At 34.4% G+C, this 11841-nt stretch carries 12 protein-coding genes; 8 read left to right on the plus strand and 4 right to left on the minus strand.

What is annotated here, in order from left to right:
- The first annotated feature begins 205 nt into the window (after positions 1–205).
- From GQR59_RS08670 to GQR59_RS08700, 7 genes are read left to right on the plus strand one after another with little or no spacing between them, the layout of a single operon-like run.
- Positions 206–820 (plus strand): thermostable hemolysin, encoded by a 615-nt coding sequence (locus GQR59_RS08670; protein ID WP_160061665.1) that lies wholly within the window; start codon positions 206–208, stop codon positions 818–820.
- Entirely contained in the window at positions 817–2379 is a 1563-nt protein-coding gene (locus GQR59_RS08675; protein WP_160061667.1) for an AMP-binding protein, read from the plus strand. Before GQR59_RS08670 ends, GQR59_RS08675 begins: the two co-directional genes overlap by 4 nt.
- Before the next feature lie 3 nt (positions 2380–2382).
- On the plus strand, positions 2383–3108 hold the full coding sequence (locus tag GQR59_RS08680) for a TenA family transcriptional regulator (RefSeq protein WP_160061669.1): 726 nt from the start codon (positions 2383–2385) through the stop codon (positions 3106–3108).
- The gene (locus tag GQR59_RS08685; protein ID WP_160061671.1) at positions 3098–3907 is read left to right on the plus strand and encodes an SDR family oxidoreductase; all 810 of its coding nucleotides are present in this window, start codon (positions 3098–3100) and stop codon (positions 3905–3907) included. Before GQR59_RS08680 ends, GQR59_RS08685 begins: the two co-directional genes overlap by 11 nt.
- Positions 3908–3924: 17 nt before the next feature.
- Positions 3925–4566, plus strand: a complete 642-nt coding sequence (locus GQR59_RS08690; protein WP_160061673.1) for a tetratricopeptide repeat protein — start codon at positions 3925–3927, stop codon at positions 4564–4566.
- Between the two features lie 3 nt (positions 4567–4569).
- Positions 4570–5226, plus strand: coding sequence for a response regulator (locus GQR59_RS08695; RefSeq protein ID WP_160061675.1), 657 nt, complete (start codon positions 4570–4572; stop codon positions 5224–5226).
- Entirely contained in the window at positions 5216–6655 is a 1440-nt protein-coding gene (locus GQR59_RS08700; protein WP_236546695.1) for an ATP-binding protein, read from the plus strand. The genes GQR59_RS08695 and GQR59_RS08700 overlap by 11 nt, the downstream gene beginning before the upstream one ends.
- A gap of 103 nt (positions 6656–6758) precedes the next feature.
- On the opposite strand, the gene GQR59_RS08705 is transcribed toward GQR59_RS08700, so the two are convergent.
- The 4 genes from GQR59_RS08705 to GQR59_RS08720 form a co-directional block, all read right to left on the minus strand.
- On the minus strand, positions 6759–7283 hold the full coding sequence (locus tag GQR59_RS08705; RefSeq protein ID WP_160061677.1) for a cytochrome b/b6 domain-containing protein: 525 nt from the start codon (positions 7281–7283) through the stop codon (positions 6759–6761).
- Positions 7284–7294: 11 nt separating this feature from the next.
- Positions 7295–7567, minus strand: a complete 273-nt coding sequence (locus tag GQR59_RS08710; RefSeq protein WP_160061679.1) for a PepSY domain-containing protein — start codon at positions 7565–7567, stop codon at positions 7295–7297.
- A gap of 394 nt (positions 7568–7961) precedes the next feature.
- Positions 7962–9533: a flavin-containing monooxygenase gene (locus GQR59_RS08715; RefSeq protein WP_201288040.1), complete on the minus strand. Its 1572-nt coding sequence runs from the start codon at positions 9531–9533 to the stop codon at positions 7962–7964.
- An 89-nt stretch (positions 9534–9622) separates the two neighbouring features.
- Positions 9623–10231 carry a c-type cytochrome gene (locus GQR59_RS08720; RefSeq protein ID WP_160061681.1) on the minus strand — a complete coding sequence of 203 codons (609 nt, stop codon included), beginning with the start codon at positions 10229–10231 and terminating at the stop codon, positions 9623–9625.
- A gap of 703 nt (positions 10232–10934) precedes the next feature.
- On the opposite strand from GQR59_RS08720, the gene GQR59_RS08725 reads away from it, so the two are divergent.
- On the plus strand, positions 10935–11720 hold the full coding sequence (locus tag GQR59_RS08725) for an LEA type 2 family protein (RefSeq protein WP_160061683.1): 786 nt from the start codon (positions 10935–10937) through the stop codon (positions 11718–11720).
- Positions 11721–11841 lie beyond the last annotated feature (121 nt).

The following is an 11841-nucleotide window of genomic DNA, read 5'->3' on the forward strand; positions in this document are numbered from 1 at the left end:
GACTATCTATACGTAAGACAGCATCTTTTTTGTTAAGTCTCAACGTATCCGGAACAACAACAAAATAGCGATATTGCGCAACACAGTAAAATGATTGAAACGGATAAAAAATATAATTACAAATCTCAGTTAGTATTTTTCTTTTCTTAAGCTTCTCTTAAGTCTTACCTTTTATAATTTATTTAATATTAAAAGGGGAAGAAACATGAAACTAAAGCAACTCATTAACTTAAAAGTAGTACATCAATCTCATCCTCTGCGTCATGAAGTTGAGCAATACGTAGCATCCCGTTATAAGCTTGCATTTAATGCAGATATTACTGAATTTATGCCTCAATTTCTCTGTATTTACAGTCACCACAAATTACTCTCAGTTTGTGGTTATCGAGTTGCAAGTCAAGCACCTTTATTTTTAGAGCAATACCTTCCAGAAACAGCCGAAGCAATGATGGCGAAGCAATTTTCAACAACAATAAAGCGCTCAAACTTAATCGAATTCGGTCAACTAGCCAGTTTTTCTAAAGGCATTTCCCCATTACATTTTCTGTTGATTGCAAAACACCTTGTAGAAGAAGGTTTTGAATGGGGTATTTTTACTGCAACCGATCCTCTTTACGCAATGATGGTTCATTTAGGGCTCACCCCTACCATATTATCCCAAGCCTCTGAAAATGATATATCAAAAACGCAAACAAGCTGGGGAACCTATTACCATAACGCGCCTAGAGTTTCTGCTGGTAATTTAAAGGTTGGATTAAATCAATTAATTAACCTTTATGAAAAGTTAAGTGAACGCAAATCTAGAGTAAAAGCATCATGAGTATATTGTTTGATAATATTAAAAAGTTTGCAGATAAGCACCCTGAAAAATTAGCGCTTCGAGGTTCTTCAGCTCGGAGTATTGGCACTGTAGAGTTATCTTACTCACAGTTGTGGGAGGAAGTTAATTTAATTAAGCAGCAGATAATTGATAAACAGGTTCAATGCATTGCCTTAAGAGCAGAAAATAGCATTGATTGGATAATGATAGATTTAGCAAGTTTACTGGCTAATGTAGTACTTATTCCAATCCCTATGTTTTTTAGCCATCTACAAGTTCAACATATTTTAGATACCGCTAATATAGACTTACTTATCGGAGATTGGACCAACTTTACTTCAAAAGAACCGATAAAGTTTGCATTTTTAGACAGTTATAAACTTGACAATAAAAGCATTGAAAACAAAAACATTGAAAACAAAGATATTGAGAATAAAGAGACTGTAAATAAGAACAAAACCCTCTCTGTATTTCCTAAAACTGCCAAAATAACATTTACGTCTGGCTCCACAGGCACTCCTAAAGGTGTCTGCTTAAGCGCTGAGCATCTAGAAAATGTGACTCAATCATTGGTTAATACCATTAATGATATTGAAAATAAACCACAACGCCATTTAATACTATTACCTCTATCAACCTTACTTGAAAATATCTCAGGTGTTTATGTCCCTCTACAGCTTGGTTTATGCAGTGTCATTTTTAGTGGTAAAGCAGTTGGTTTATCTGGTTCCAGTCACTTTGATGCCCTTACTTTTTGTAAAATATTGCAGCAAGAAGTCCCGCAAAGCTTAGTCCTCACGCCAATGTTATTACAGGTGTTAATACAAATAGGCTCAAAACAACCATTGCTTATTGAAAGCCTTAAATTTGTTGCTGTCGGTGGCGCTCGTGTTTCTCCTATCATAATGGAACAAGCAGCATCATTAGGTATACCCGCTTTTGAAGGATATGGACTATCCGAATGTGGCTCAGTCGTGAGCCTAAACTCTCCATTAAATAATAAATTTGGTAGCAGCGGTAAACCATTACCACACTGTAAAGTAACAATAGAAAATGATGGGGAGATTTTAGTAACAGGATCATCCATGCTTTGTTATTTAGGCCAACAGGCCAGTAAAGATACCATCAGTACAGGCGATATTGGCTTTCTCGACGAAGATGGCTATCTACATATCACAGGCAGAAAAAGCAATTTATTGATAACCAGCTATGGCCGAAATATTTCACCTGAATGGATTGAGTCTGAAGCACAAAGTTATCCAGAGCTGCAAGGTATTGTCATCATGGGGGATGGTCAGCCGGCTTTAACGGCGGTTGTTCCAGAACTAGGACATGCTTTAGAGTCAAAGATCAACGCTATCAAAAAACTTAATAGCATGCTCCCAGATTATGCACATATAGGTGCATTATTATCTATTCCTACATTTAATAATAACAACCATCTAATGACCTCAAATGGGCGCCCAATACGCAGCCATTTTAATCAAACATTTAACCCTATCATACAAGATTCAGTCACCTCTCCTGACTCTGTAAATTTAGTTTTAATTAAGGAATAGAAAATGATAAATAAAACGCCACAATCGACAATTTTTTTTGATCAACTGCAGAAAGCAACAGAAAAAGAACAGCAATTAATGTATCAATTACCCATTTTTGAAGCTTGTAAAAAAGGCAATATATCGTTAAACGTTTACTGTGCATTTTTAACTCAAGCTTACCATCATGTAAAACATACCGTTCCACTCTTAATGGCATGTGGATCTCGTTTAAATGATGATTATGAATGGTTACGGTCGGCATTGGCTCAATATATAGAAGAAGAAAATGGTCACCAAGAATGGATATTAAATGATCTTACTGCCTGTGGATTTAATGCTGAATTAGCTCGAAATAATCAAGAAATAGGAAAAGTGACTACCAGTATAGAGTTAATGGTGGCATATCTTTACCATCAAATTGATCGAAAAAATCCAATGGCTTTTCTGGGCATGGTTTGGGTGCTAGAAGGCACGAGTGTAAATGTGGGTGGACAAATAGCAGAATTAGTTCAAAAAACACTTAAATTACCAAATACGGCAATGACTTACCTCAGCTCTCATAGCACTCTCGACCAACAACATATCAAACTATTCGCTTCCATAGTCAATCAAATCACTGATAAAGATGACCAACAAGCGATCATTGATGGCGCGAAGATGGTCTTTACATTATATGGTCAAATGTTAGCGACATTACCAAGTGCCTCAATCATCGATAAGAATATTGAGAGCAGTGATGAATCTTAAAGATAAACGAGTTCTCATTACTGGTGCGACAGGTGGCATTGGTTATGCGCTTTGTCTTTCATTAGTGGAGGCAGGTTGCAACCTTATTTTAGTCGGTCGTAATCGACAAAAAATAGAACAGTTGATTGAACAGCTACCAAAAACAAGTAACTACTTATATATCGAAGCCGATTTGAGCCGTGCTGAAGGCATTGAATTGATACATCAAGAGTGTCAACAGCTCATAAAAGAAGGTATTAACATTGATGTTGTTATTAATAATGCTGGAAGTAATACTTTTGATTACCTGACACAGCGTACTGCTAAGTCTATCGAGCAAGAAATAGCACTTAATTTAACAGCTCCTATCCTGCTTAGTAAATATGCCCTTTCGTGGCTTTCACCAAAAGGCTTTATTGTGAATATAGGGTCTACATTCGCGGGAATTGGCTATCCAGGTTACGCGACGTATTGTGCAACAAAAGCTGGCTTGCATAGATTTACAGAAGCGATGCAACGTGAGCTAAGTGATAATGATCAACAACTGATATTTATTGCGCCGAGAGCCACAGACACAGAGTTAAATGATCAACGTGTGATGAAACTAAATAAAGCACTCGGTAATGCGACAGACCAACCCCAGTATGTTGCTCAACAGGTGTTATTAGCACTTCAATCAGAAAAAAAAATAACGTGGATAGGTTGGCCAGAAAAGCTATTTGTACGTATTAATCAGCTATTCCCAAGCTTAGTTACCAGCTCTATCTACAAACAAAAAAATACTATTGCTAAACATCTTAAGCGTGCAAATAATATATAAACCTTAAAGGACATCATATGAAGAAAATTAATTTTACAAGCTCATTAGCCGCGTTTTTACTCTTATTAAATAGTAATGTTACGTTAGCAAAAAATGCAGCAGAAACGTTACTCGATATTCAACATGAATGGGCAAATTGCCAATACAATATAACAGATGAAGAAAATAAAATAAGTTGCCTGAAAGAGAATATAATTATAAATAAAAATGCATTATTAGCTTCTCCTTCAAACAATGAACTTAAAGTATGGTTAGCAATTAATACCAGTACACTGGCAGGTGCAAAAGGAGGGTTAGGGGCATTATCTTTAGTAAAAGAAGCAAAAGTACTTTTGGATGAAGTCATTATAACTGATCCAACCATATTAGATGGTTCTGCATTTACTAGTTTAGGTTCTTTATATTATCAAGTTCCAGGCTGGCCAATAGGTTTTGGAGATGATGATAAAGCAGAAGAGATGCTTAAAAAAGCACTTGAAATCAATCCGAATGGTATAGATTCTAACTATTTTTATGCCGATTTTCTAAAAGAAAATGGTGAAAGTAAAAAAGCAATTCAATACTTTAAAAAAGCACAGAATGCACCAGCTCGAGCTAACCGCCCTCTTGCAGATAAAGGCCGTTTAAATGAAATTTCTAGCAAACTACAGGAACTATAACTAATGCGCCTTCTACTCGTTGAAGATGATCAATTACTTGGCGAATCTATGGTTACCTCACTAACTCGTCATGGTTACACGGTTGATTGGGTTCAACTAGGCGAAGGAGTTGTCACCACGCTAAAAAATGAAAATGTGATGGCTGTCATTTTAGATTTAACGCTACCTGATTGTGATGGTTTAGATTTATTACGTAAAATCCGTAAAGCAGGCCACTCCTTACCTGTTTTAATTCTAACTGCGCGAGATGATATAGATGACAGAGTTAAAGGTCTGGATGGTGGTGCTGATGATTACCTTACTAAACCTTTTGCCCTTGCAGAATTACTGGCTCGTTTACGTGTGTTAGTAAGGCGCATATCTGGAAACACTGAATCTGACATAGAGATTGGCCCATTAAAAATATGCCTTGCTAATACGCAGGTTAGTTATAATGGAAAAGAGGTTAAGCTAACCAATATTGAGTTTAAACTACTGATAACCTTTGTAACAAAAATTGGAAGAGTGTTAAGTAAAGAACACTTACAACAAGCACTCCACGGCTGGGATGATATGGCCAGTGATAACGCAATTGAAGTACACATCTATAATTTACGAAAAAAAATTGATAGCAATCTAATTAAGAATATCAGAGGAGTTGGTTATCTCATTGAAAAATAAAGAATTAATATCTATCAAGAAAAAACTCATTGTAGGCATTATCAGCGCCACTTCGTTACTGATTTTAATTTCTTGGGTATTTATTGTGGGTGAAACTAAACATGAAATTAAAGAAGTGTACGATGCTCGTCTTAGTCAATCAGCCAAGATACTTGCTTTAACAATGCCTAACATTGTGAATACGTCTTCAACTGAACGAGACGCACTTTATGAGCAATGGTTTAAAGCAATGCAAAAGATGGCTAATAGTGACGATGAAGAAACCAGTCTAGGGCACCCTTATGAAGAAAATTTCATTGTTCAATTTTATAAAGGTAAGCATCTCATTTTCAAATCTCCTAATGCCCCTAAAGACGAGCTAATGAGTAATAATGCACCTGGATTTGGAGAACTTGAAATTGAAAACGAAAAATGGCGTTTCTTTCAACTTAACATTCCTAATCCAGAATATTCAGATCTTTATATCTTATTAGCAGAGAAACAATCAATACGAAACGAAGTAATAACAGAAATAGCACTTTCTACTAGTCTCCCTCAACTGTTATTAATTCCTGCTTTGTTCATCGTTACACTTGGCCTAGTCAACAAATTTTTGAAACCTATTACAGAATTACAAAATGCCGTTGCCTTAAGAAATATTAATTATTTAGAACCTCTTGTTATTGATCAACCCACTCTTGAATTAAACCCACTAGTTAAGCAACTTAACTACTTATTAGAACAATTAAATAGTGCATGGGAACGAGAGAAAAGATTTACTAGAACAGCAGCACACGAATTAAAAACACCATTAGCAATCCTGAGACTGAACGCAGAAAATGCCTTAAGAACTGATGATATAGTCGAACAACGTAGTGATCTCAATAATATAATTAGTGGTATAAATAGAACAGATAGACTGATTCAACAACTATTAATACACTCTAGAATTGAAGCGGGCCACACTCTAGAAAAAACATCGATCAATTTAACAACGCTATTAAGAGACGTTATTGCTCAGTTAATTCCACTTGCTTTACAGCAAAAACAAACCGTTTCATTGGAGCCTATTGAAGACTATAACTTGACAGGAAACGCTACATTATTAGCTATTTTATTTACCAATTTAGTTGACAATGCAATACGTTATTCTGGGTTCAAAAGTAATATTACCATCACAATGAAAATACCAAATCATAAAGATAATATGCCTAATAGCAATGAGATACATGTGTATATTATTGATGATGGCGAAAAAATACGAGATAACGTGCGAGAACGTATCTTTGAAAAATTTTACAGAGCGGATAGTGGTAAAGGCGATGGCGCAGGCTTAGGTATGTCAATTGCTCACTATATTGCTAAAAATCATGATGGCAGCTTAACACTCGAAGAAAATGATAATACGAATGTATTTGTTGTATCTCTTCCTAAACATAAAATGACATAAGTCATCTAAAATACATAGTTAGCATCAGTCAATGACATCGAATAATGACTCTGGCTTTCAATAAAGAAAGCCGGAATCTAAAAATAAATTCGATTCTAACACCTTAAGAACGATTGCTTTTATACCCTGTAATCATTTGCTTAATAAGGTTAGAAGGGCCAATAGAGCTTACCGTCACAACCACCACAACATGTAAAACAACAAGCGTCATCACTGTACCTGACATAAATTCATGCACCTCTTTAACCCACTTTTCCCCCCAGAATAAATCAAGCCCCATCATCCATCCAGATAAACTAGTTAATAAAAGTCCAAATAATAAAAAAAAGATCATAAGACCACCTAAGGCATTGTGACCATCACTTTTCTCAAATTTCATTTTTCTAATTAATTTTAAATGATGTTTAATACCTGAAAATGTTGGAAAAAAGTCTTTAAATCGAGCATTTTTAGGGCCACAAAAACCCCAAATAAATCGCATCAATAAACAGAACAATACATAATATCCTACCCATCGATGAGCAGTTTCGCCCTCTTCAAGAACAATAAAGTTCATCAAGAAAGCAACAGCAACTGACCAATGAAAAATTCTTATAACAGGGTCCCAAATGTACTCTTGCTTTGACATGAGGTTCTCCTTTAATTTTTATTGTTCTGTTTAACTATTTCTCCAGTCACAGGATGAAAATATATCTCTACTTTTTGACCATTTTTATCGTAACCATAGATTTCATAACAACCATGTGAGCTTTCTTCAAATATTTTTACTGTATAGCCCTGATCTTTTAAGTTTTGCTTGAACTGCCCTTTAGGTATCCAATTCGATTTATCTTCTCCACTGGTGCATGTTGGTCCAGCAAAAACACTTAAAGATACGCCTATCAACAATAAGATAGTTACTATTTTTTTCATATAAATCTCCATTAATTAAGTTATTTTAGCTTGCTTCATAACAAGTAAAAGAATGTTAACTAAAGTGACTTAAGGGAGGCTTAAGGGAAGTATAAAAACATTTTATATTGTTAAAATATGTAATTTATAAAGTGCTTTATAAGTCATTGCGAACTAAAAAGTTAGCTAACTCATTCCAAAAGATAGACTAATGCGATGATCAAACTTTTCAACAAAGAAAGCTTTATTTTCTAGAGGTATTGAAAGGACAGACTTAGTAAAACAGCTTAACTTTAATGAGTATTTATAAGCTACAAAGAATTGAAGAATAAATATTATAATTAACTCTTGCGAGTGTGTATTAAAAAAATTTCATAGAGCGATTAGGACAAATGAAATGATGCGAGTTTAAGCATCATTTTAATAAATTATAATCGCTCAAGTTAAACCACTTACGGGAGAAAATAAACCCAGTAACAGGCTCAGGAGATAGACTGGTAACTTCTTCCGACATATTTTTCCTATAAAAAGCGGAACAATGACTATTATGCCACACTGTATTTTTCATTTTATGATTCATTGTTGCTATATAAGCGTCCTGAAGTTCCTGTTTCACATCAATCGCCTTAATGCTTTTATTCTGCTTTACAGCGCAAATAGCTTGAATGATATAATCGGTTGCGACTTGCATATAAGACATTTGTGAACTATGCCCAGTTCCAGTATTTGGACCGTTAACTTTAAAGTAATTTGGGTAACCTGCAACGGTAATCCCCTTATAAGCAACCGCCTTTTGCTCCCACTCACTATTGAGATTTCTGCCTCCTACTCCATTCACTTCAAATGTGAGGGCTTTTTTCATATTAGAATAAGCATAATACCCTGTCGCGTAAACGATTATGTCTAGTGCAATAACGTTGCCTTCTTTTGTTTTAATACCATCTACTGTAATAGAATCAATCCCACTAATATCAACATCAATATTACTTTTGGACAAGGCTGGCAAATAAGTATTTGTTGGGATAACACGGCGACAACCTAGTTCATAATCTGGCATCATATGTTCACGTAATCGTTCATCTTTAATATATTTTTCAAGATGTTTTTTTAGTCTTCTTCTATAATTGCTTTTTAAAAATCGACTAATTGTGGTCATCCCTGGATAGCGACGAAAAGCAAGAAAACGAATATCATAAAAAATAAATACTGATAGACGAATAATATGACGAATGATCGGTAATGTTCGTAGGTAGCTTTCTACTTTACTGTAATGGCGATCTGAGCGAGGCAGAATCCACTGAGCCTTACCCATGAATAAAGTTAATCGTGAGACCTTATCTACAATAGCGGGCACAATTTGAGCCGCTGAACAGCCAGAGCCAATAATCGCAATACGTTTTCCCTCATAATCGACACTATGATCCCATTCTCCAGCATGAAAGATTTTCCCCTCAAAAGATTCTGCCCCCTCTATCTTAGGAGTATGTGGATTTGCTAGTACACCGCTAGTATCGATAACAAAACGAGAACTGTATTGTTCTCCTGTTACCGTTTCAATTAACCATTTGCAATTATTCTGATCGTAAGTGAGTCTGGTGACCGTCTGATTTGTCTTTGCTTGTTTACGCAAATTAAATTTATTAATAATATAATTTGTATAAGCGAGTAGCTCACTTTGTGGGGCAAACGTTTTTTTAAATGGGTATGCAACAAAAGAAATGGAATAAAGGCTAGTAGGAATATCGACTTCTGCTCCAGGATAAGAATTGACTTGCCAAGTGCCACCCAACTCTTTATTTCTTTCCAATATAATAAAATCATTGCATTGTTTTTTCTGTAAACGAATAGCAGCCATTAAGCCAGAGAAACCAGAACCAATGATGACAGTTTCAAAGTGTTGTTCTGTTTGGCAAGACTTGCGGCCTAATCTATCTTTTTCTTCTATAGTTAGTGTTGAATCATTAATCTTATTCATTTGAGCTTTCATATATCCATTTTCCCTACTTGAGACCAACACATCCTATAACCAATAATAAGAGGCCATATTACAAACTGTTACCTCTAAATAATGAGGTGTTAAGGCTTGTTTGATTTAAGGTAAGCGGTTATGGCAGAGAGCTCTTCAACACTAAATTTTTTGCTAACTTCACGCATTTTTATTTTATGTTTATTTTCAACATAAAAACCTCTTTCATCCCGGCTAAACATGGATAATTGTTCTAAAATATAAGGCCCATTTAAATGACTTATTTGAGGACTATTGGTAAAAAATCGTCCAATAATACTAGAATGGCAACCTTGACAATTAGTTTCATATAACAATTTCCCATTATCGATATCACCCGGTACCGTTTCAGTTGAATGAATAATAGGTAGAGCTTCATAATAATTAGCGATAGCTTGAAGCTCATTACTCTTAAGCTTTTTAGCTTGCTTTGACATCTCTTGTGTTTGCGGCGATAAACTATTCATACCACGCTTATCAAAACGAAAATTTTCTAACTGTCCAATTAAGTATTGCGCATCCATACCGTTCAATGAAGGTATGTTCTCTGTTGTATGGCAACTATTGCATTGTAAAATAACTTTTTTCAAATATTTATTTGAACTGTCTGTTGTAGAGGAACAACTTTGAATAGTAAAAAATAAAGTAACAAATATTGATAACGCGAGTATTTTATTCATCTAATTTCCTAACATCCATTTTGCTTTTTGATGTTGCCATGAGTTTACTTACAAGTATGTATTTTTATCATAACTAAAGTAACTTAAGGGAAACTTAAGAAAAGCTTAAAAACGTATTCAAAAAAATATAATAAATACAATTAACTAATTCAAGCATATAACTAACCTCAGTTCTGGATAAGCAAACCGGTAAACGGGTTTCTTTCCACACCGCTTTACGTCTTTATTGTGCTTGAAGTAGTAAGCCAGGTATTGCTTGCAGACAATCTTTAAAACTTAAGAAAGATTCATCAATAGAATAGATAGACTGAGGAGGAGTAAAACGTCCTATTACTTGCATCATTTTATGTGACAAATTAAAAATACCATCAGATAGGTCGGTATCATAGACTGAATCTTTAAAACCATCAGAATCGACCAGGTTGCTTAATAATTTAAACCAAGTGTCATTTCCACGCCCAGTTAAATCAATTATCTTTTAACTGGCTTAGTCGCATCATAAAAATCTATTAAAGAAATTTTCAATTATATGTTTATAGTCTATCGCTATCTTTATGTCTACATAGCACGGTGTTCATTCTTATATTATTAAACATTTATTTTTATCGCATTAATCAATATAAACAATCTGATATAATCTATTCAAGATCGGTATAAAAACTTAAACTCATTAAAATAAATTATTTTTATCACAGGAAAAATTATGTTCAAAAAACTTATAATCGTAACAACAATAACTATGTTGTCAGCTTGTAGCGTAATAAAAGATTACGTAAAACAACCGGACGTTAACTATAAGTCATTTGCGATTGGTGAAGTGTCGATGGACCGTATTGAACTTAATCCGACATTTAATATTGTAAATGGTAATGCATTTTCGTTACCGATTAATAGCGTAACTTATGAACTTTCATTAAATGATGAAAAGATGTTAGATGGTGAAACCGATGCTATTGGTACATTACCTGCGAATGGAAACAAAGACGTTAGTCTCTCACTTGCTTTAACAAAAGAAACATTAACATCTTTACAGCAGCTTCTATTTAAAGAAAGAAAATTGGATTATCAGATTAAAGGTAATGTAAATTCGTTAGGTTTAGCGATTCCTTTTGAACGTTCTGCAACCATCTATATCCCAGAAGTTTCAATTGCCGATCTTAAGGTTGTAAATGCAAGCTTTAGCGAGTTAGATATTATATTAAGTGTGGATGTTGATAACCAAAATGATTTCAATTTACCGTTAGATGATGTTAATTATTCAGTATCTTCAAAAGGTAGTGAATTATTTAAAGGCGCATTAAGTAGCCAAAAAATAACGAAAGGTAAAAGTAACCTTCAATTGCCATTAACCATTAAACCAAGTGATATGTTCAGTAATGTTTTCTCGCTATTATTGAGCCCTGAGTTACCATTACACTTCGAAATTACATCACCGTTGTTTACAAAGTCTTATGATCAAACAATTAACTTATCATCATTTATTCGTTAATTAAAACGATTAGCTGAAGCTTCAAACTCGAAGCTTCAGTTTTAACTTTATCGAAAAATTATTTTTGTATAGAATGACATTATAAATAATAAATTTACAAGCTCGAAATATCTTCACTTCA

Source organism: Psychromonas sp. L1A2 (assembly GCF_009828855.1).
In the GTDB taxonomy this organism is placed as follows: domain Bacteria; phylum Pseudomonadota; class Gammaproteobacteria; order Enterobacterales; family Psychromonadaceae; genus Psychromonas.

What these genes read in the sequence shown, in the direction of transcription:
- GQR59_RS08670 (WP_160061665.1), top strand. Translation starts at nt 206, where the DNA reads ATGAAACTAAAGCAACTCATTAACTTAAAAGTAGTACATCAATCTCAT.
- GQR59_RS08675 (WP_160061667.1), top strand. Translation starts at nt 817, where the DNA reads ATGAGTATATTGTTTGATAATATTAAAAAGTTTGCAGATAAGCACCCT.
- GQR59_RS08680 (WP_160061669.1), top strand. Translation starts at nt 2,383, where the DNA reads ATGATAAATAAAACGCCACAATCGACAATTTTTTTTGATCAACTGCAG.
- GQR59_RS08685 (WP_160061671.1), top strand. Translation starts at nt 3,098, where the DNA reads ATGAATCTTAAAGATAAACGAGTTCTCATTACTGGTGCGACAGGTGGC.
- GQR59_RS08690 (WP_160061673.1), top strand. Translation starts at nt 3,925, where the DNA reads ATGAAGAAAATTAATTTTACAAGCTCATTAGCCGCGTTTTTACTCTTA.
- GQR59_RS08695 (WP_160061675.1), top strand. Translation starts at nt 4,570, where the DNA reads ATGCGCCTTCTACTCGTTGAAGATGATCAATTACTTGGCGAATCTATG.
- GQR59_RS08705 (WP_160061677.1), bottom strand. Translation starts at nt 7,283, where the DNA reads ATGTCAAAGCAAGAGTACATTTGGGACCCTGTTATAAGAATTTTTCAT.
- GQR59_RS08710 (WP_160061679.1), bottom strand. Translation starts at nt 7,567, where the DNA reads ATGAAAAAAATAGTAACTATCTTATTGTTGATAGGCGTATCTTTAAGT.
- GQR59_RS08715 (WP_201288040.1), bottom strand. Translation starts at nt 9,533, where the DNA reads ATGAAAGCTCAAATGAATAAGATTAATGATTCAACACTAACTATAGAA.
- GQR59_RS08720 (WP_160061681.1), bottom strand. Translation starts at nt 10,231, where the DNA reads ATGAATAAAATACTCGCGTTATCAATATTTGTTACTTTATTTTTTACT.
- GQR59_RS08725 (WP_160061683.1), top strand. Translation starts at nt 10,935, where the DNA reads ATGTTCAAAAAACTTATAATCGTAACAACAATAACTATGTTGTCAGCT.